Source organism: Sphingomonas sp. LR60 (assembly GCF_036855935.1).
In the GTDB taxonomy this organism is placed as follows: Bacteria; Pseudomonadota; Alphaproteobacteria; order Sphingomonadales; family Sphingomonadaceae; genus Sphingomonas.
Map to the genome: position 1 here is coordinate 2,517,199 of NZ_JASPFK010000001.1, position 17,921 is coordinate 2,535,119.

Sequence of the window (17,921 nt, forward strand, 5' to 3'; positions counted from 1 at the left end):
CTTAGGAGGCAAACAGCGCCACGTTGAACGCCTGCATTAGGACGCCCCGCGATCCGAATGCTAACGGCCGACAATCTCGCTTTCTGCGCGGCCGAGGGATCTGGATGCTAACTGATTGTTGCGCCGTTGGCAGCGCGCGCCGCTAACGATCTAACATCAACCCCGGCGGCAGCGCCGGCAGACCCTTCATCGGGGCGAACCGTGAATCAGCGGGCAGAGCCGGCGTGGTCCGAGCTTGATCAGGTGCGCGGCGAGTAACGCCCTCAACCTGCTCCCTTGCCGCCTTACGAGCGTCGCGCATCAGGTCACTCACCATCGACTGCTTGGCCTCGTCGTCCGCGCTCTTCCAGCCATCAGACTTCACCAGCCTAGACAGCCCCTCCCGCGCACGGTCGCCAACGGCGACCTGCAAGCGGTCATATTCCGCAGGCGTCCACTCCTTCCGCTTGCCGTCAACCTTGCGGAAGCGCGGCGGCACGCTGACCGTCACCCCAGCGTCGAGCAGCGCTTTGATGGTCGGATTGTTTTTCGCCTCTCCGGTCCACACGGGAGAGACGATGTCTGGCCCCAAGCCGCCACCCGACGTTACAGGCTCCCCAAAAATATTCCGTCGAGGGAAGAGGTCGTCAGACACGCCGGGAGTGCGCGAGCGGATGCGGTCGATCGGCGACCGAGCCTCACGGATCACCGGATCAATCGTCCGCGTCACCTGCGCGGCAAAGGCGGGCACGGCGACTGCCCCAGCAGTGCGCGCAAGGAAGTTCGTCCAGTTGCGATCTGGATCCGCCAACGCCTCGGCAATGCCACTGACGCCGGTCAGCCACGTCTTAGGGTCAGGACCCATTGATGTGAGCGTCGCAATCTGATTCAGGCTCCGCAAGGAGACTGGGATGAGCGACCTGTTTTGGCTGACGGACGATCAGATGGAGCGGCGGCTGCCGTTCTTTCCCAAGAGCCATGGCAAGCCTCGTGTGGATGACCGGCGAGTGCTGAGCGGCATCGTCTTCGTCAACCGCAACGGGCTGCGCTGGCGCGATGCACCAAGCGCCTATGGCCCCTACAAGACGCTATACAACCGGTGGAAGCGCTGGGGCGAGCGTGGCGTATTCACGCGCATGATGGAGGGGCTGGCTGCAGGCAATGCCGAACCCAAGACCGTCATGATCGACGCGACATACTTGAAGGCGCACCGCACGGCATCGAGCCTGCGGGTTAAAAGGGGATCTTGGCCGCCTGATCGGACGCACCAAAGGCGGCATGAACACCAAGCTCCATGCCATCGCCAATGCCAACGGACGCCCTTTGAGCTTCTTCATGACCGCCGGGCAAGTCAGCGACTATACTGGCGCGGTAGCGCTGCTGGACGACCTGCCAAAAGCGCAGTGGCTGCTTGGCGACCGCGGCTACGACGCCGACTGGTTCAGGGACGCCCTCCAGGCCAAAGGCATCCAACCCTGCATCCCAGGCCGCAGGTCGCGTAACGAGCCCGTCCGGTACGACAAGCGCCGGTACCGGCGCCGCAGCCGCATCGAGATCATGTTCGGCCGCCTCAAAGACTGGCGCCGGGTCGCCACCCGCTACGACCGTTGCCCCACAGCCTTCTTCTCCGCCGTCACCCTTGCTGCCACCGTCATCTTCTGGCTGTGATCAACGAGTCCTGACCCTAGTGCGCCTCGCGCACTGCTAACTCGCAGGGTAGCGTGGCTGACCACCCATGCCGGTTTTGACGACGAACAGGCAGGCAGGCGGAGCACGATCTAGCCCACCTCTGCAGAGCGGCGGGCTCAGCGGTCAGCGAGCGATATGCCGCGCTGAGCCCGCCTAAACTGCTTGGACGGCTTCACCTCGATCTCACTCATTCGAGACACCCATTCCTCGGTTGTAAACTCAGGCGGGCCGTCGTCGCTCTGCTGCTCGGGATAGCGCTCTAGAATAATCAGCGGCGGAGCGTAAAACTCTCCCTCGAAATGGCCGGTATCTGTGTAGCCGAACGTGCCTGTCCCGCGCACTTCGATACGCTGGTCGTCGTAATCGCCCTCTAGAACAATCTCCGCCTCGTTCATCTCGGACGCATCAGGCACTGGGGCCCCGACCGCGGAAAACGCCCATACCGGCGTGAGGCTACACGTTGGCTCCTCGTCACCATTCGTCATTGCGACGCGGCCTTCACGGTATTCAACGTCGGCCTCTTCAACGACTGCGCCTCCGCCGTTTAGCACGGCCACCACCCGCGCGTTCGACAGTGTGTAAATCAGCAGGCTTTCAGCAAGTGGCATGGTTATGGCTCCCTAATGGCGGAGTCATTCTCACCGGTCCTGATGCCGCGGGAAGGCCCACAGCCGACTGATACGGTCAGACGAGTCCCATGTGAGTCCAGCTGCGTCACGGTGAGGTTGGCGCTGGCGGCAAGTCGTGCCACCCACACCTGGGCGCAGTTGGCGGGAGCGCGAACTGACCGCCTTTAGCTATTCAGCGCAACCGCATTGATGACATCTAGATCGACGGCAGATGCGCAGGCCCAAGTGGAATAGATACGAGGCGGCTGGCAATAAGATGCGCCATATCCTCGGACACAAAATGTAATTCTTCAAAGTCGTATTCCTTCGCGAACGCGTTAACAAATCGTTAGCTTTGAGACTTCCTGCCTTGGGCGAGGGTCGACTCAGTTCATTGTGGAGTCGGCCCTGCGCCGCGAACAACAGAGGGAATTGCGGCTATGATGAGAGCATCATTTCTGGCGGCGGTGGCATTGCTCGCCCCCGCAGGCGCATCGGCGGCGACAATCTTCGGCGTTGACGAAAATAATCAGCTGGTCACGTTCGACAGTGCCGCGCCGGGCACGTTTACCTCTTCCGTCAAGATCAGCGGCACCAACAGCAGTATCGAGGCGCTCGACTTCCGTCCGCTGAACGGAGCACTCTACGGCCTGGGTGTCGACCGGATCGTCTACACCATCAACGCAATGACAGGTGTCGCCACCGCAGCCAGCGCCAAGCTCGGCGTTGAAGGGACTGTGTTCGGCTTCGACTTCAATCCGACGATCGATCGTGTCCGAATCGTCAGCAACACCAACAACAACTACGTCTTCAACCCGAATGACGGATCGTTGACCGGTTCGCCGACGACAAGCACGCTGGCTTATGCGGCTGGCGACCCGAACGAAGGGCGTGATCCGGGCGTCAGCGGCGCCGCCTACACCACGTCGAGCTTCGGCGCGCCGGGCACCTCCACGCAGCTCTACGTGCTCGACACCGATCTCGATGTGCTTGCCAAGCAGAACAACAATGGCGGCGTGCTGACGACCGTCGGCGGGCTAGGGGTGGATCTCGGCTCGCGCACGAGCTTCGACATCGCTGGCAACGAAGCCTTCGCGTTCAACGGCACTTCGCTTTACGGCGTCAATCTGTCGACCGGTGCGCTGTCGTCGCTCGGCAGCACCTCGCGTCAGCTCTTCGGGATCGCAGTGGCCCCGGTCCCTGAGCCAGCGACTTGGGGCATGATGATCCTTGGATTCGGCGTGATCGGCTACTCGATGCGCCGCCGGCCTCGGGCTCGCTTCACGCGCCAGATCGTCTAAAACGGGAGGGTTGCGGGTAACCTCACGGATGCCCGCGATAACCTTCACTTTCTATCGAGCGGGCGGCGAGCAGAAAGCCTAGAGCTGCTCGTCGCCAGCATCAGACAGCGGACGCGAAGTTAGCGCTGCATCGATCCTGCGGTCATGACGATAGTCATGTCAGCAAACACGTGTTCCCGCAATGTTCTTGCAAATCTTGCGGCATCGGCGTAGCTTGCGCCACCGCCTTCCAAGACGATGCCGAGGCTTTGATTTTAGCCGCGGGCGATCACCCCGACTTGGCTCGTCAAGTTACCCGCCTATTAGCCGACGAGAATCTGTACGCCGGACTGTCGCAAGCGGCGGAAGCTACCTGGGCGCGGTTAGTCGACCGTACGCGCGCTTCGCTCACCCGCGGCTACCGGCCTGCACGAAGGTCGGATGGCAATACTATTTTGTTCGTGCCATGGCCGACATAACAAGGGAGCAAATTCAGCAGTTTGCAATCGTTTGGGCTTGCGAGAGCCTGCGGTCGGCTGTTGCATATCGGGGCTATGCGGGTGGAAGAACGGTCAGGGGTGCGTGCGCGCCCACAATTTGACAATATTCAGTACTTGAGAGCTGTAGCGGCTCTTATGGTCGTGTTCCACCATGCCCGGAACCCGTTAGCAGGTGGTTTTAACCCGCTCTTGGGCTATACGATCGGTGAGGCTGGCGTCGACATATTCTTTGTCATCAGCGGCTTCATTATGCTGACAATCGGCGTGAAGGAGCAGGTCGGCACCTTCATATCCAGGCGCCTCGTTCGCATTTATCCTCTGTACTGGATCGCGTGTTTCTTAACACTATTTGTTCTTATCGCCTCCAAAAAGGAAAATTTATTTGTTGGGCATGTTATCAAATCTTTCCTGCTAATACCGTATTACAACCCGATCCATGGCGGTGAAATTTGGCCGATTTTAGTTCCCGGCTGGACGCTCAGCTATGAGCTGTTTTTTTATGGGATCTTTGCAATCGGACTGGTTGCTAAGAAGCCGCTGATAGTGCCCTTATTTCTGCTTCTGGCAACCGTCGCGGCAGGCGCGATCTTCCCGTTCCGGGGGCTGTCCCCGTGTTGCTTACCCATCCGATCCTATTGGAATTTGGAGCAGGTCTTCTTCTAGCTGAGGCATGTCGCAACGGCGCGCTCTCGCGCTTAGGCTTTTTGCTGCCTCTCGGCGTCCTCGCCTTATGCATTGGTTCGTACATCGGCGGTCCGCGCGTGGTAGTATATGGCATCCCCGCATGCGCAATTGTCGCAGGCGCTCTTGCGCTGGAGGGTGGCACAAGGCGGTCAACGCTGAAGTTGCTAGGTGACGCGAGCTACTCAATCTACCTTATGCACCCGCTTGTGCTCTTCGTGCTTCGGCGAGTGATCGCGCATGTTCCTCTGGGCGGCTGGCTTGGCTTCACGCTCTTCATCACCTTGGCTTTGAGCGGGTCGATCATCGCCGGGCTGATCGTGCATCGCTTTGTGGAAAAGCCGCTTGCGCGCCTGCTTACTCGTAAGCGGCCTCTGATTGGGCGGTCGTCGCGTGGCACGACAGAGCAATCTTCCTTGCAGCTTAGCGAGTAGCACCTGGCGGGATACTAAGGATCATCATCCGTGTGCGCGGCGGCTGACCGAGACGAGAGCTGTCGCCGCAAACCCACGGAAGATTGACTGTCAGTAATTTCCCCACTCCGCCCATCGTACATCGTCGAGGGCGATAACACGGCGGCTATCCCGAAAATTCTTGCTTGAGCAGCGCTTAGCCGTGAGCGCTGGTGCCGTGGCGAATCGCGCAAGGCTTGGTTTTGCGTGATGTGTGCAACTTGCGGGCAACCTTAAGAAATATACGCTTCATCCGGGCAAGCCTGCGGGCTACGGACCTCCTCGGGGGACGCGCTCATCGCACGTCAGAATTTTTCGCGCGCGAAGAACGTGCAGGTTTGGGGAGGCAGCATGTCGGAGCAAGGGGACGCGGATCAGGACGCATCGCGAGAGCCGACGCGTACGTCATTTCGCGCGCGAACCTCTTCCGGTGCGTCTCAGCCGATTGACAGGCGTGATGCGCGCAAAACTGATGCGGTAAAGTTGGCCGCGAGGGCAATCCTAATACTACTCGTGGTCCTTGGTCATAACCGCATTTTTCACGACCATCTCTACTATACTGGCTACATCTTCGTATATAGCTTTCACGTTGGATCGTTTTTCCTACTGGCCACTTTCGGGAAGCCTCGCCCGCTCAACCGGAAGACCTTTTCCGGGATGTGGCGATCGTTCCTTTGGCCTTATGTAATATTTACGGCTATCTACGGCAGCCTGTTCTTCGTTTCAGAGTTTGCGAAGGGCAAGGTCGATCCTTTGACGTGGGCAGCTAGGTTTATGCTAGCGCTCCCTCTGGGCACCTCTCCTATGCTGGACGCAGCGACTGGATTGAAGATGCTTTGGTTTCTTCCCGCGTTCTTCGTTTTCTGCATATTTTACAATTGGTACGGCACTGCCGATCGGAAGCTGAAGATCGCGATCGTCGCAGGCGCGTGCGTGGCACATTTGGGATTGCCGACCGTGCCTCGGCCCGTTCTCGCGATGGCCCCCTTGGCTCGGCGATAGCAGCTTACCTTCTACTTCCAGCTTTGATTTTCATGCAACTTCGATGCCTTGAGTGGCGGGGGAAGGTGATTGCCATCAACGCGGCGGTTTTCGCTCTCAGCTCGCTCGCGCTGATCCATTTTCGGCTCGAGAGCGTGCTGGCTGATTACCGCATCTTCGGCATAGACACTCCCTTAGACATGTTCATCTCCGATGCAGCATTGATTTCCGGAGCTTGCTTCATCGTGTCTTTAGCGCGCGCCCTAAGCGATAGCTGGGCGGCCCGTTGGATTGGAGCTAGGTCGCTTCAAATTTACCTTATTCACGCTCCTATAAACCTTGCCACGGTCACGCTCTGCAAGCGCATCGCTTTTTGGCCCCTTGGGATCGTGATAGCGTCTGCCTGTGCAGCAGTTCTGACTGAGGGTCCCCCAGTTTCTCATCCATGTCGAAGGAGAGTTTCCGTCATTCATTCGGCCGCGATCTTGGCCGCGGCAGCAGCATATTCGACCGGCGTCAGCCAGCCAAGCGATGTGTGAGGGCGGCTCTCATTATAGTCCCGCCGCCAGGCCTCGATCTTGGCTCTGGCGTCCTCCAGCGACAGGAACCAGTGCGTGTTCAGGCACTCGTCCCGAAGGCGGCCGTTAAACGACTCTACGAAGGCGTTGTCGGTCGGCTTGCCCGGCCGGCTGAAGTCCAGGGTCACGCCATTCTCGTATGCCCAGCGGTCGAGCGCCTTCGAGATGAACTCCGGCCCGTTGTCCACCCGAATGGTCCTGGGCGCGCCGCGGGTTGACGAGATCCGCGCCATCACCTCGACCACCTGCTCACCCTTGATGCCCTGGTCGACGTCAATCGCCAGCGCCTCGCGCGTGAACGCATCGACGACCGTCAGCGCTCGCAACCGCCGGCCGTCGAACAGCGCGTCGGAGACGAAGTCCATCGACCACATCTCGTTGGCCGCCGCAGCCGCAGGCTGTCGGTCGCGGTTGGCAGCGCTGACGTTGCGGCGAGGCTTCTTGAGCCGAAGGCTCAGTCCATCATCCCGGTAAAGCCGATAGACCCTCTTGTGGTTCACGAACCATCCCTCCCTGCGCAGCAGGATGTAGATGCGGAAGTAGCCGTATCGCGTCCGCGTCGCCGCCAGATCGCGGATGCGCAGCATCAGCGGCGCCTGGTCCGGCCGATGCGACACGTAGCGCACCGACGACCGGTCGACGCCCAGCGCCAGGCAACTGCGTCGCTCGCTGACACCATGAGACGCCTGGACGTGCGCGACGAGCTCGCGCCGTCGTCCAGGCGTCAGGGCTTTTTGACAGCACGTCCTGCAGGATATGCTTGTCCAGGCTCAGGTCCGCGACCAGCTGCTTGAGCTTGCGGTTCTCCTCCTCGAGCAGCTTCAGGCGCCGCAGCTCGCCTACGCCGAGGCCGCCGTACACCTTCTTCCAGCGGTAGAATGTCTGCTCGGAGATCCCCATCCGGCGGATTACCTCCGCCACTGACGTACCCGTCTCCGCCTGCTTCAGCGCGAACGCGATCTGCTCGTCCGTATGCCTCGTCTTCTTCATGTCCAGCTCCTCGCCCGCAGGCTTCAAAGGACCGGAAAACTCTCACTCAACATGGATGAAAAAACAGGGAGGACGTCATGACCTGCGCCGTGATCGCTGTCATGGAGCGCACCCGCATCGCCAGAATCATATTTGGCTAGTGGTTGAAGACGGTCAGCCAGAAAATTGCTGCTTGATGCCTTGCATCCTTCCAAGCCTCCATCGGCGTCAGGATCTCGACATAGGGATCAATGGCATTGTTCATGATTTGCTATATGACAGGTCACGAGCTATGCGTGCCTAAGTATCTGCCCGGCCTTGTGAATTTAGATCAAGTGGGTGTTTAGGGAAAAGCCGGGGGCGGCGTTGAAGGGTTCACTAACTCGATCTGTCATGCGCGGTGCCGCGCTTACGTTTGGCTCGAGAGCTGGCTTGATGTTGGCCAACATCATCGCGCTGGGCATAACCGCCCGGCTGATCTCGCCTGCGGAGTTTGGGCGGTTTACCATCATCCAGCTTCTGATCGGCATTCTTGGCGTATTCCCTTATGCCGTCGGCCAGGCATTGATCAGGATCGAGAGCAAGGGCGCGGCGGGAACCGGCTTGGCCATCGTCGGCCTGTTGGCGCTGACCGCCGACTTTCTGGTGCTGGCATTGGTGCCGGTAATCGAGCAGTTCTTCAGCATCGTCATCAGCGGGACCGAGCTATCCCTCGTTCTCCTGACGATCCCGCTGCTGTTCCTATCCTTTCTGGCTGATGCGCTCGTACGAAAGAACCTGAAGTTCGGGGCGGCGACCTTCGCGGAAACGGGATCGCAGGTCGTTGGCCTTTACTTCCTGACGTGCTTGCTCGCCCTTCTCGGATTCGGGCCGCTGTCGTTGCTCATCGGGTTGGTCGTTCAAGCCGGACTCTGGTTGGCGTTCCTCTGTATGAGTGGACTGTTCGGCCTGATCGATGCTCCGACGCGGGACGCGATAAGAGGCTATAGGGATGCCGCCTGGTTTTCCCTGATGGGATGCGCAAGCTACGTTGCTCTCAACGGCGACAACTACGTCGTCGGCCGGACCATGGATGCGGCTGCGCTCGGCGTTTATTCGCGTGCCTACAATTTGATGAACAAGCCGGTGAACCTCATCGGCGCTTCGATCAGCAACGTATTCTACCCCGCAGTCGTCGAGCTGCGCGGCGATCGCCAGCGGCTGAAGGCAGCGTACATGAAGGCGACGACCGCGGCGGCTTTCCTGGCGTTGCCGGGTGCCGCGCTGGCCTTTCTGTTCTCCGCCGTTCTCGTCAAAATCGTTCTGGGCGATGGCTGGACCTCGGCGATCGTGCCTTTTCAGGTCCTGAGCATCGGCCTGTTCTTCCGAGTCCATGTGAAGGTCGCCGAGGCGGTCGCTTTCGCGGCCAGCAACGTTCTTTCTTCGTTTTGGCGGCAAGTCGTGTTCGCGATCGCTGTCATTTTCGCCAGCGCGCTCGGAAGCCGATACGGCCTCGCCGGCGTGACGGCACTGGTTGTCGTGGCGATCGCAGCGTTTCACGCGTTGATCGTGGCGCTCGCGAACAAGCAGACGCAAACGTCCATTCTCGAATGGGTGGTGTGCATGACAGCGCCGGTCGCCATCACCGCGGCGGCACTCCTATGCTCGATCGCATTGCCGTCGAAGTATTTTGACGGCTCGGTGTTCGGCCATGCGATCATGCAGGGGACGATCTTCGCATTGGTATTCGGCTGCGGCGTTGTCGCCACCCTCCTCGTCTGGCCCTCATCCCAGTTGGGATCGCTGCTGGCACCGCTGACCCGGCACCTGCCGATCAAGCGCTTTATGCCACCTCGGGCGACCTGACGCCCGCACTATAGCCTCCCTTTGCTGGAGGCTAGTACGAGACAGAAGGTCTATCGACATCATGAACGAACGCATTGATATCAGGCGCGGTGACATCGTCGATGTCGATCTGGGTGGCGCCAGGGGCGTTGAAAAGATGAATTATGGGACGATCAACTCACGTCCCTGCATCGTCGTCCAGAACGATCGGGGAAACACGGTGTCTCCGCTGACGCAGGTCGTCCCGCTCACCGGCGAGCAGCAGTTCAAGGGATATCCAGTGCAGGTCCTGCTAAAGGCATCCGAGATTTTGATGCCAAACAGCATCGATTCATCGGCCGAGTGCGGTCATGTGCGGACGATCGATCGCCGCCGGATCATCAATCGTCGCGGATTCGTAAGGGCGGAAGCGATGGACCGCATTGATCAGGCGTTGAGGATTAGCTTGTCGCTTTAGCGGCGCTGGGCTTTCATTCAACCGCCTCGCCGTCACTCGCTCCGTCGGCGACTGATCGAGGAGAGGGCCGTCGCCGCGAACCCGCGGAAGATCGGCTGCCAGTAGTTGCCGCACTCCGCCCATGGGACATCGTCGAGCGTGCCGTCGCGGCGGCTCTCCCATAGATCCTCGGCGACCTGCTCGATCAGGGCCTCGTCGTGGAGCCCGGAGCCGTCGCATAGCGCGCACGGTCGGTTGTGGCCGATCCCTGGTGGCGCGCGATCAGCGGCCATCGATCAGTATGCCGCCCAGTCGAGCTCAGCGTCGTCGACCGCTTCAAACATGTCGCCGTCCGCCTGAAGCGCGCGCAGCCGCGCGCGAACGTCTTCCGGGTTGCCCTGCTTCGGGAACGCGCGATCGGCCACGGCGCCGGCCGCCAGCGTGCCGATCAGCCCGCCCCTATCCTTCTGCGTCAGGATCCACTCGCCGAACGCCAGCGAGCGCGCCGGTGCGATACCTTCGATCCGCATCATGTCCGTGTCCTCGATCAGTCTGCCCGCAGCGGCGACTCGCCAGCGGCGTTTCTGGCCACCTGATGCACCCGCGAGCCCGCGCGATCCAGTCTTTTTGTTCTCGCAATGTTCCGGCATATCCGGCGCATGGTCGGGCAGCCAAAATCGCTCTACGACCTCCGCAAGGTGGAGGGTGCTGTCAACGTCACCTGCAAGACGTGCGGCAAGTCGCGACTGTACGATCTCGAGGAGCTGATCAAATCGCGGACGTTCCAGCGCCAGTCGACGGACTGGGAGGTGGTGATCCGCGAAATGCCCTGCTGGCACTGCGATGACCGCACCGGAACGCGCGTCGCCATCGTCCCCTATGCCGCCAACGATCGCGAGCTGCGCGCGCGCCGTGCCGAGATGCTTATCATGAACCTTGCGCTGGCTGTCTTGAAGGACTCGACGGTCCGCGCGACGCAGATCGGCGTCGACACACCTGCTGTCCGCCTAGCGCTGCGCGTGCTTCGGCCGTTCTTACCTGATAGCTCTCTGCTCGTCCGGTTCTGGAATGAAGGCCAGGCAGCCATCGGTGTGCCAGCGAACGAGGTGCACTTCGCTCATGGCTGGATCGCGCAGGCGCTTGTGAAGCAGGGACACTCGGTCTGGGCTGAGTTCCGGATAGGATAGATAGCCAGCCCGGTCCGGGCGCTCGCCATCCCACCCGGGCGGCCTTACGGCCATGCTAGCGTTTGGCTTAATTTTCCAGCCCTTGGCTAAGCTCGGGCGTTCGGCGTAGGCTCACTCCGTACGAGAATACGGTAACTAGTCGTATCGGCTATGCCGTGATCGGAGGCGTGAGTGCACATCATCATCTACATGAGCCGCTTTACGCGCATCCTGGATGATGACGAGCTTGCCTGCTTGTTTGACACGGCAGCTGAAAAAAATCGCAAAGCCGGCATAACCAGCGTTCTCCTGCACGATAGTCATCGATTGATCCAAGCCATCGAAGGCAAGCGAGAGACGATAGCCACCCTCATGGCCAAGCTCGAAAGCGACCCGCGACATCATCAAATCTCACTAGTTCATCGCTCAGCGATCCAAGCTCGCCAGTTTGACCCTTGGCACATGAGAGCCGCCCGTCTCGATCCGGGACAGAGCCTCGCCAAGCTGAGCGTCCAGGCCGCCGATTTGCTCAGGTCGACCACCCAAGTACCGGTAAAAGCTGCGTTCTTCGGATTTTGCCGTTACTCCGCCAAGGCAATCCCTGTTTAGCAGATTAGGCTTATGTTGCTGGCTTGCTCAAGGTAGGACCGGTGTGGCCGTGTCCTTTGCTGAGCGAGACGCGAATGAGCATATCTATCTTCCAGCCGCCACCGATCCCCATCAACGAAGCGGAGCGAGGCGCGGCAGTGTCGGCGAGCGGAGCATTGAAGACGCTTGATGATCCAGTTCTCCTTGAGATCACGCGAGCTGTCTGCGTACAGATGAGGGTGAGCACGTCATTGCTGTCGATACTTCACGGTGACACGCAGTATGTCGTTGCCGCAAATGGGTTTGTGACTGGGGCATATCGCCGGCAAAACTCATTCTCAGGCCACGCAGTCGCATCCGGCGAGGACCTGTTTTTCGTTCCAGATCTACTTGCTGACGATAGATTCGCAGATAATCCTTGGGTGAATGGCGATGCTGGGCGTTTCCGCTTCTACTCCGCTGCGCTCATTCGATTGGACGGTAAGCACGCCATTGGAGCGATCAGCGCGATTGATCCAGCGCCTCGTTCTAACATCGGCACGGCTGACAGAGAGGCGCTCCTGGCTGCCACCAGTGCCGCCGCAACGAGACTTCAACAACTCAGGATAGCCTAATCGCTCGAAGACTTGCCCTTTGAGCCGAAGCCTTGCGAATCAGGCACGCCATGTCAGCATTGGCGAATGTGTAACCGCTATCGCATGACCGAAGCGCAGATCGCGCTGGCTGCCCGCTACGGCATTGAGGCACCTTTTCCGCCCGATCACACGATACCGCCGCCTGAGCTGTTCCCCGACAAGCCGGCGTTCGTCGTACGGCAGGAGGCCGAGGAGCGCATGCTCGACACCATGGCTTGGGGCTTTCCGCACAAGGTACCGGGCAAGCGGATCAACAAGGCCACGGGCAAGCCTGTCCTTCTCAACAAGAGCGTGACGAACGTCCGCAACTATACCTCGCCGTTCTGGAGATCGGCGCTGCTGAACCCGGAGCGGCGGTGCCTGGTGCCGTTCACCAGCTTCAGCGAATATGGGCAGACCCGCGGCGCGGACGGCAAACTACCGCTTTACTGGTTTGACGTGCCCAGCCGACCGATCGTCAGCTTCGCTGGAGTGTGGCGATCGACCGAGAGCGGTGCGGTGTTCGCGTTCCTCACGACCGAGCCAAACCCGCTAGTCGCGCCTATTCATCCCAAAGCGATGCCTGTGCTGCTGCACGAGCAAGACGAGGAGCAATGGCTAACAGCTGACGTGGACCAAGCGATCCTGCTCGCCGCCCCTTATCCTTCCCAGCTCATGGTGGTTGACCTTGGCTGAGGCTTCCGACGCCATACGCGGCCTCGAAAACACGCCCTTAACTATTGAAAGGTATCGAACTTAGAACGCTTTTTGCGCGTCCTTTAGGGTGAGACGGATTCATGCTGCGCAAAATTATCAGTAGCCGCAAGGCCGCCACAGCGATCGAGTACGGTCTAATAGCCGCGCTGATCGCGGTTGCCGCAATCGCGGCGATGAAGGGCATCGGCACTCAGCTAAACACCACATATCGCAACACGGCCACTAAGCTCACTGCCTCCGGCGCGTAATAGGGTTAAGCACACCTCAGCCTAGGTCTCGCGGTATGACCGCCCGAAAGTGGCATGGGCCACTATCAGCCTGATAGAGGCGGGTGCGCTATCGTCATTGAAGCGTCGCGGGCTGCTTCAAAAGCTTATACAGCTTGGCGACCTCGTAGAGGCGATCGGCTTCAGCGATTAGGCCAGCGTGAAGCAGCTCGTTGACCCGATCCTGGAGCCAGTATGGCGTGTCAGGGCCGCGGCGACGCTCAATGGCAATCAACTCGCTCCAATACTCACGGTGTATAGTCATTCAGCTCCCCGTATGTTGCCCTGACGCCGAAAGCTGATCGAGCTTCCAGGGGCTAATCTCAAGGAGCAGACCCCGCTGGCTCTTGCCGAATGCGCTGAGGGGCACACGCACCTGGCTGCGCGCGGTCATCACGATCGCCTCGTTTTCTGTAACAAAGGTAATTGTGCCGATCAGAGGTCCGTAGATGCTGTTCACCTTGGCTCCGACCACGATGTCCGAAGTCGTTGCTTGCGAAGCTGGCAGGAAGCGCGGCTTGCCGGTGCGGCCCGAGTAGCTCCATGGGTTGGGACCATATGAGCCTGACGACATCGAGGGGAGTGGCGGCAGTGCCTGCGGCGTCGACGACTGAGCCATGGCGGCCCCGGTCAGCAAGGGGAGGCTACAAACGAGGCTAGGTAAGCTCGACGGAACATAGCATCTCCTGTCCCAGCAGATCGCTAGTGCGAGGCTCCCATAGAAGCGTGCGTCGCACAAGCCACAGTCTAAGCGCACTGTTGCCTATCACCGCGTACAGTCCGTCGGCGGACGAGTCTCGCCAAACTTAGAACGCCCTTCGACGGGTACAGAGATGCCGCAGGGCGCGTCTAGGAGCAGGGTCAAACCCTGGTGACGTCTAGTCCTCAATGGTTAATTTCTCGTCGCCGGGCGCAGTTGCGCTTCCAGCTGCGCGTAAGACACGCGTCCCGCCCTGACTTAGGGGATCGAGCGGGACGCGGCAGGCCCCCCGGAGAGACCCGCAACCCATCTGCCCGCGCGGCTCTAATCCGACAATAAAGACCGGCGTCCCAAGAAGGGACAGTTTGGGCAATCGACTGTTATCGCCGGGAAAATCTGCCGCTGGACGCCGTCAGGCAGCCTCGTCCAAGCGCACAGCTTCGTTTTGTGATGCTTCGTCGCTGATGAGGTGAAGCCTGGGTGTATCATCGAGCAGGTCGACGACGCTGCGCCCGACGAGCAAGGCCTTTGCGTACATTGATGCCATCTCCAAGTGCATACGCCGTGCCCGCGCATCTATGGCTCGGTGACCACTGGCTCGCGCGGCAGCTTCGCGCTGGCGATAGTAACGGCTAAGTTCCTGATCGATCACGGCCACACTCCGAACCCCGATGTCCTGACCAGTCGATGTATGCTGCTCCGGTTAATACCGCTTCAACAAGGCCAACGGCGGCTCCGAAAGGCACGATCATATTTCCCCGATCAGGCGCCAAAGCATCACTCCTCACTTTTGGAGCAACTGCCTCAACGCCTGCATCTCGGCCGTCCGTAGCCCGTGCTTAAGCGCGTTTTGATTTCCGCGCGGCGCGCCTGGATTCGTCCCGCCGTGCATCCTGCATCTCCGCTTGCCCCGCACGGCTGGTGATTGGCACGCCGTGCCCGAGCGGGTCCGGGCTAGGCAACGAGGCGACTGATGCGCCTTGTGCATTGGATTGATCGGCAATTCCGGCATTCGTAACCCCCTGCCCGTTCATGTGTAGTTGTTCGGCGACCACCGCCTGACCGCCCTCGTGAACATGCACATGGCGCACTACCTGCTCGCGAGGCTGATGAACCTTCGCCAGTGCCTCCAGCGTGGCACGGCTCTGCGCCTGCGATTTGAGCGCCAGGCTGATGTACCGCTGGAATGCGTCAGGGTACTGGCCAACGTTCCGCCATGCCCGCCCCATCAGCTCAGTCGCGGTCGCGTCCAGCATCATGCTCTGGCTCAGGAGCGCGTTGGTGATAGGCGTCAGGTCACCAGCTGTGATGGTCGCCGCCATCTCTCGCAGCACCTCGCCGACCTCACCCGAATTGCACTTGATCTCGCCACCCCTGACCGTCTCGCCGGCCATGTGGTTCGTGAGGAAACCGTGACGCAGGAATGGTTCGACACGAAGCTGAGCAAGCGCCTCTCGCGCCTCCTTGCCGTCCGGCACCACCACCTCAACTGCGTTGTCATCCTTGGCCATCGTGCGCCTCCTAAATCGTTCGGGTGTGCGGCCGTTTGCTCCACCCCATTTTGCGCCACCTCCGCTGCTCCACCCCACCCCACCCCCTAATAAGGGGGTGGTGGTGGAGCAGGTTTAGTGCGGCACTGCTCCACCTTGCTCCGCTCCACCTTTGCGGGGTGGAGCAAACTCTTGATCGACCCATTCGCCGACGACCAGGAACGCCTTCTCCTTGCGGCGCTCATCAGGTTTCATGACGACAGCGAGAGCGCCGTTGCGGATCCATGTGGAGAGCAGCGTCTTGATCCGCGCTTTGTCGCCGGCTTTCTCGATGTTCATGCCGAGCACGTCAGCGACCGCTTCGCCAGCCCATCGCTTGGACTGATGATCCTGCCTGTATGTGCCGTCTGCGAGGGCTGCCTGAACCCGCCGGAGACAGCCGACGGTCACCCCATCAAAGGCATCCGGCGGTGACCAGGGCACAACCACCGGCAAACTGTCCCCGCCATCCGGTCCATTGCCGAGCGACACGCTATGCAGCCGGTACCAGTCGGACTTATCCGAAGGCGGGGCGCGATTGTTCTTGTCGTCGTACACACGGAAGAAGCGGCGGCGTTCTTCGCCCTCGATCCCGAACTTGGCGGCTTCATCATCCGACATGCGGTTGAGCGTGGGCACCGATCGTGCCGCGGCGATCAGTGCACTGGCGCCACGAGCCGCCTCCGCGCTGACCTCGCCGCCAGCAAGCTTTCGGGCATGATGGACGAGAACGACCGCACAGCCCGCCTGAGAGGCCAAACGAGCCCATTGCTTGGCTACCAGGTCGATCGCGCGGTTATCGTTCTCGTTGACGCTGTGAGACGATACGAACGGGTCTACGATGAGCACGTCGATCTGCTGCTCGCGAAGCTGCGTCAGGAGAGCGCCGACCACCGGAGCGTTGATGCGAGTACCGTCCTTGGTCTCATGCGCGGTCTTCAGCTCAGCCCCATCCATGCCGCTGTCGACGTAGAGGCGATTACCAACATCTTCGGGCTCGATGCGCCAGTGGATAGCGGCTGCCTGAAGCCCACGCGCCATCTCCTCACCGGCATCTTCCAGGTTCCAAAGCCAGACTCGCTTCGGTCCACCCCACACCTTTGGCCCCAACAGGTTGCGCCCGGTAGCCAAAGCCATCGCAGTGCCGATCGTCAGCGCCGTCTTGCCGGTAGCACCAGGCGCCACGACGACCGTCAGCGACCCGCGGAGCAGCATGTGCCCGTAAACCCAGCTGCGCACGGGGATGCCCGCCGGATCTCGCCATTGATAAGGCGTGGCCTTAATCGCAGCGTTGATCGCCGGGTGCGGAACTGGCTCGTCGGCCATCATGGAGGCGAGGTCACGCGACATGTCGCGCCTCCGCCACCCGAATGGTCGGCAGGCGATCCGGTTTCGTAAGTGCTCGCCGCAGCGTGCCGGCGAGCATGTCGTTGCCGCAGTCGATGCGGTCGAAGCCGCGGAACGTCAGCAGATCCGGCGCATCCCAGTCGAGCACCACGCCGCCGACGGCGTCGGCCCGCAACCAGTCCAGCGGGGTCGCGTGTAGGGCAAGCCGCTCGGCGTCCCAGCGCGAGCCGAGGCACGTGTCGGCGTTGAGCAGCCAGCCGATGCCATTGACCAGACCCCAGCGCGCTGGATTGCCGACCCGCCACGCGACGAGGTCGATCAACTCGCATCCGTCCACGACAGGCTGAATGACATGCGCTGGCCCTTCCCCTGCCAGAAAGCGACTGCCACGTTCCGTCACGCCATTGAAGACGCCGAATGCCGGATAGGATCGACCGATCCGCGCGATAGTGTCGGGCGCCACCCCGACCGCAACTAGGCGATCGAGGTGGCATTGGCGCACGGCCGCTATCGCGCTGGCGTACAGCGCTTCGAGGTCATGCCCCTTCATTGGCTGCGCCCTCCTTGTGCTGGAGCGGACCTGCGAACTGAGGCAGCACCCACACGATGGAAGAGATGCCAGCATCGCTGCGTCGGCGTCTGCGACTGTCCATGATCCGGCTGAGCTTACGAAGCTCCGACGTCCGGGGACGGACGCGGTACTTCTCCCACGACAGCTCACGCGCGATCTCGTCGCCGGTCGCGCCATATGAGCCAGCCGCACCGATCACCCGCACGACCTGAGCTTGCAGGTAAGCGAGGTTGGTCGTGATGACCTCGGCCGCTTCTACACTGCCACCGACACCGCGATGACCCGCGACATTGGGATAGCGATTGTCGCTCATGCAGCGCCTCCGTCATCATCTGCGCAGAGACCCGCACGTTCAACGAGCTTGTCCAGCCACCGCTGCTGCTTGTCTGAGAGAGGCTGCCCTGGATCGACAGCGATCTGTCCGACGAAGCTGCCCGCCTTTTGCG

Annotated in this window: 23 protein-coding genes; 12 read left to right on the plus strand and 11 right to left on the minus strand. The window is 60.8% G+C overall.

Going from position 1 to position 17,921, the window contains the following annotated elements; translation table 11 throughout:
- Positions 1–142 precede the first annotated feature (142 nt).
- Entirely contained in the window at positions 143–844 is a 702-nt protein-coding gene (locus tag QP166_RS11820; RefSeq protein WP_333916075.1) for a hypothetical protein, read from the minus strand.
- Positions 845–890: 46 nt separating this feature from the next.
- Here QP166_RS11820 and QP166_RS11825 point away from each other — a divergent pair.
- Positions 891–1,647 (plus strand): IS5 family transposase gene (locus QP166_RS11825; RefSeq protein ID WP_333916076.1). Its coding sequence is split into 2 segments (ribosomal slippage): positions 891–1,228 and positions 1,227–1,647, totalling 759 coding nucleotides; the frame shifts between segments, so codons are not numbered across the junction.
- Positions 1,648–1,784: 137 nt separating this feature from the next.
- Here QP166_RS11825 and QP166_RS11830 read toward each other — a convergent pair.
- On the minus strand, positions 1,785–2,276 hold the full coding sequence (locus QP166_RS11830) for a hypothetical protein (RefSeq protein ID WP_333916077.1): 492 nt from the start codon (positions 2,274–2,276) through the stop codon (positions 1,785–1,787).
- A 467-nt stretch (positions 2,277–2,743) separates the two neighbouring features.
- Here QP166_RS11830 and QP166_RS11835 point away from each other — a divergent pair, with 467 nt between their 5' ends.
- From QP166_RS11835 to QP166_RS11845, 3 genes are all read left to right on the plus strand, one after another.
- Entirely contained in the window at positions 2,744–3,577 is an 834-nt protein-coding gene (locus QP166_RS11835; RefSeq protein ID WP_333916078.1) for a DUF4394 domain-containing protein, read from the plus strand.
- 533 nt (positions 3,578–4,110) lie between these two features.
- Positions 4,111–4,719, plus strand: a complete 609-nt coding sequence (locus tag QP166_RS11840; RefSeq protein ID WP_333916079.1) for an acyltransferase family protein — start codon at positions 4,111–4,113, stop codon at positions 4,717–4,719.
- Positions 4,668–5,171 (plus strand): acyltransferase family protein, encoded by a 504-nt coding sequence (locus QP166_RS11845; protein ID WP_333916080.1) that lies wholly within the window; start codon positions 4,668–4,670, stop codon positions 5,169–5,171. The genes QP166_RS11840 and QP166_RS11845 overlap by 52 nt, the downstream gene beginning before the upstream one ends.
- 1,468 nt (positions 5,172–6,639) lie before the next feature.
- On the opposite strand, the gene QP166_RS11850 is transcribed toward QP166_RS11845, so the two are convergent.
- Positions 6,640–7,738 (minus strand): IS3 family transposase gene (locus tag QP166_RS11850; protein ID WP_333914999.1). Its coding sequence is split into 2 segments (ribosomal slippage): positions 6,640–7,486 and positions 7,485–7,738, totalling 1,101 coding nucleotides; the frame shifts between segments, so codons are not numbered across the junction.
- A 372-nt stretch (positions 7,739–8,110) separates the two neighbouring features.
- Between QP166_RS11850 and QP166_RS11855 the strand changes: the two genes are divergently transcribed.
- Positions 8,111–9,562 (plus strand): oligosaccharide flippase family protein, encoded by a 1,452-nt coding sequence (locus tag QP166_RS11855; protein ID WP_333916081.1) that lies wholly within the window; start codon positions 8,111–8,113, stop codon positions 9,560–9,562.
- A 61-nt stretch (positions 9,563–9,623) separates the two neighbouring features.
- Positions 9,624–9,998 carry a type II toxin-antitoxin system PemK/MazF family toxin gene (locus tag QP166_RS11860; protein ID WP_333916082.1) on the plus strand — a complete coding sequence of 125 codons (375 nt, stop codon included), beginning with the start codon at positions 9,624–9,626 and terminating at the stop codon, positions 9,996–9,998.
- A gap of 32 nt (positions 9,999–10,030) precedes the next feature.
- Here the strand turns inward: QP166_RS11860 and QP166_RS11865 are convergent, their stop codons facing one another.
- Both QP166_RS11865 and QP166_RS11870 read right to left on the minus strand, forming a co-directional pair.
- A complete protein-coding gene (locus QP166_RS11865; protein WP_333916083.1) occupies positions 10,031–10,270 on the minus strand; it encodes a hypothetical protein in 240 nt (79 codons plus the stop codon).
- Between the two features lie 3 nt (positions 10,271–10,273).
- A complete protein-coding gene (locus QP166_RS11870) occupies positions 10,274–10,510 on the minus strand; it encodes a hypothetical protein (RefSeq protein WP_333916084.1) in 237 nt (78 codons plus the stop codon).
- Positions 10,511–10,615: 105 nt separating this feature from the next.
- On the opposite strand from QP166_RS11870, the gene QP166_RS11875 reads away from it, so the two are divergent.
- The 5 genes from QP166_RS11875 to QP166_RS11895 all read left to right on the plus strand — a co-directional run bounded on the left by QP166_RS11875 (position 10,616) and on the right by QP166_RS11895 (position 13,310).
- Entirely contained in the window at positions 10,616–11,164 is a 549-nt protein-coding gene (locus tag QP166_RS11875; protein WP_333916085.1) for a hypothetical protein, read from the plus strand.
- A 171-nt stretch (positions 11,165–11,335) separates the two neighbouring features.
- Positions 11,336–11,752 carry a BLUF domain-containing protein gene (locus tag QP166_RS11880; protein ID WP_333916086.1) on the plus strand — a complete coding sequence of 139 codons (417 nt, stop codon included), beginning with the start codon at positions 11,336–11,338 and terminating at the stop codon, positions 11,750–11,752.
- A 74-nt stretch (positions 11,753–11,826) separates the two neighbouring features.
- Positions 11,827–12,345, plus strand: a complete 519-nt coding sequence (locus QP166_RS11885; protein ID WP_333916087.1) for a GAF domain-containing protein — start codon at positions 11,827–11,829, stop codon at positions 12,343–12,345.
- Positions 12,346–12,411: 66 nt separating this feature from the next.
- Positions 12,412–13,041 carry an SOS response-associated peptidase gene (locus QP166_RS11890; protein ID WP_333916088.1) on the plus strand — a complete coding sequence of 210 codons (630 nt, stop codon included), beginning with the start codon at positions 12,412–12,414 and terminating at the stop codon, positions 13,039–13,041.
- Between the two features lie 101 nt (positions 13,042–13,142).
- Positions 13,143–13,310 carry a Flp family type IVb pilin gene (locus tag QP166_RS11895; protein WP_333916089.1) on the plus strand — a complete coding sequence of 56 codons (168 nt, stop codon included), beginning with the start codon at positions 13,143–13,145 and terminating at the stop codon, positions 13,308–13,310.
- 283 nt (positions 13,311–13,593) lie between these two features.
- Here QP166_RS11895 and QP166_RS11900 read toward each other — a convergent pair whose 3' ends face one another.
- The 3 genes from QP166_RS11900 to QP166_RS18995 form a co-directional block, all read right to left on the minus strand.
- Positions 13,594–13,947 (minus strand): hypothetical protein, encoded by a 354-nt coding sequence (locus QP166_RS11900; protein WP_333916090.1) that lies wholly within the window; start codon positions 13,945–13,947, stop codon positions 13,594–13,596.
- A gap of 493 nt (positions 13,948–14,440) precedes the next feature.
- Entirely contained in the window at positions 14,441–14,680 is a 240-nt protein-coding gene (locus QP166_RS11905) for a hypothetical protein (RefSeq protein WP_333916091.1), read from the minus strand.
- Positions 14,681–14,812: 132 nt separating this feature from the next.
- Positions 14,813–15,040, minus strand: coding sequence for an HGGxSTG domain-containing protein (locus QP166_RS18995; protein ID WP_443027212.1), 228 nt, complete (start codon positions 15,038–15,040; stop codon positions 14,813–14,815).
- A 70-nt stretch (positions 15,041–15,110) separates the two neighbouring features.
- Between QP166_RS18995 and QP166_RS19000 the strand changes: the two genes are divergently transcribed.
- Positions 15,111–15,629 carry a hypothetical protein gene (locus QP166_RS19000; protein WP_443027213.1) on the plus strand — a complete coding sequence of 173 codons (519 nt, stop codon included), beginning with the start codon at positions 15,111–15,113 and terminating at the stop codon, positions 15,627–15,629.
- A gap of 24 nt (positions 15,630–15,653) precedes the next feature.
- Here the strand turns inward: QP166_RS19000 and QP166_RS11915 are convergent, their stop codons facing one another.
- From QP166_RS11915 to QP166_RS11925, 3 genes are read right to left on the minus strand one after another with little or no spacing between them, the layout of a single operon-like run.
- Positions 15,654–16,907, minus strand: coding sequence for an AAA family ATPase (locus tag QP166_RS11915; RefSeq protein WP_333916093.1), 1,254 nt, complete (start codon positions 16,905–16,907; stop codon positions 15,654–15,656).
- A complete protein-coding gene (locus QP166_RS11920) occupies positions 16,897–17,454 on the minus strand; it encodes a hypothetical protein (RefSeq protein WP_333916094.1) in 558 nt (185 codons plus the stop codon). The genes QP166_RS11915 and QP166_RS11920 overlap by 11 nt, the downstream gene beginning before the upstream one ends.
- Positions 17,441–17,788 carry a hypothetical protein gene (locus tag QP166_RS11925; RefSeq protein WP_333916095.1) on the minus strand — a complete coding sequence of 116 codons (348 nt, stop codon included), beginning with the start codon at positions 17,786–17,788 and terminating at the stop codon, positions 17,441–17,443. Before QP166_RS11925 ends, QP166_RS11920 begins: the two co-directional genes overlap by 14 nt.
- Between the last annotated feature and the right edge of the window lie 133 nt (positions 17,789–17,921).

Excerpts from the sequence above, each read along its gene's own strand:
- QP166_RS11820 (WP_333916075.1), bottom strand. The coding sequence starts at position 844 with ATGGGTCCTGACCCTAAGACGTGGCTGACCGGCGTCAGTGGCATTGCC.
- QP166_RS11830 (WP_333916077.1), bottom strand. The coding sequence starts at position 2,276 with ATGCCACTTGCTGAAAGCCTGCTGATTTACACACTGTCGAACGCGCGG.
- QP166_RS11840 (WP_333916079.1), top strand. The coding sequence starts at position 4,111 with ATGCGGGTGGAAGAACGGTCAGGGGTGCGTGCGCGCCCACAATTTGAC.
- QP166_RS11855 (WP_333916081.1), top strand. The coding sequence starts at position 8,111 with ATGCGCGGTGCCGCGCTTACGTTTGGCTCGAGAGCTGGCTTGATGTTG.
- QP166_RS11860 (WP_333916082.1), top strand. The coding sequence starts at position 9,624 with ATGAACGAACGCATTGATATCAGGCGCGGTGACATCGTCGATGTCGAT.
- QP166_RS11865 (WP_333916083.1), bottom strand. The coding sequence starts at position 10,270 with ATGGCCGCTGATCGCGCGCCACCAGGGATCGGCCACAACCGACCGTGC.
- QP166_RS11870 (WP_333916084.1), bottom strand. The coding sequence starts at position 10,510 with ATGATGCGGATCGAAGGTATCGCACCGGCGCGCTCGCTGGCGTTCGGC.
- QP166_RS11875 (WP_333916085.1), top strand. The coding sequence starts at position 10,616 with ATGTTCCGGCATATCCGGCGCATGGTCGGGCAGCCAAAATCGCTCTAC.
- QP166_RS11885 (WP_333916087.1), top strand. The coding sequence starts at position 11,827 with ATGAGCATATCTATCTTCCAGCCGCCACCGATCCCCATCAACGAAGCG.
- QP166_RS11890 (WP_333916088.1), top strand. The coding sequence starts at position 12,412 with ATGTGTAACCGCTATCGCATGACCGAAGCGCAGATCGCGCTGGCTGCC.
- QP166_RS11895 (WP_333916089.1), top strand. The coding sequence starts at position 13,143 with ATGCTGCGCAAAATTATCAGTAGCCGCAAGGCCGCCACAGCGATCGAG.
- QP166_RS11900 (WP_333916090.1), bottom strand. The coding sequence starts at position 13,947 with ATGGCTCAGTCGTCGACGCCGCAGGCACTGCCGCCACTCCCCTCGATG.
- QP166_RS18995 (WP_443027212.1), bottom strand. The coding sequence starts at position 15,040 with ATGCCGGAATTGCCGATCAATCCAATGCACAAGGCGCATCAGTCGCCT.
- QP166_RS19000 (WP_443027213.1), top strand. The coding sequence starts at position 15,111 with ATGGCGCACTACCTGCTCGCGAGGCTGATGAACCTTCGCCAGTGCCTC.
- QP166_RS11915 (WP_333916093.1), bottom strand. The coding sequence starts at position 16,907 with ATGTCGCGTGACCTCGCCTCCATGATGGCCGACGAGCCAGTTCCGCAC.
- QP166_RS11920 (WP_333916094.1), bottom strand. The coding sequence starts at position 17,454 with ATGAAGGGGCATGACCTCGAAGCGCTGTACGCCAGCGCGATAGCGGCC.
- QP166_RS11925 (WP_333916095.1), bottom strand. The coding sequence starts at position 17,788 with ATGAGCGACAATCGCTATCCCAATGTCGCGGGTCATCGCGGTGTCGGT.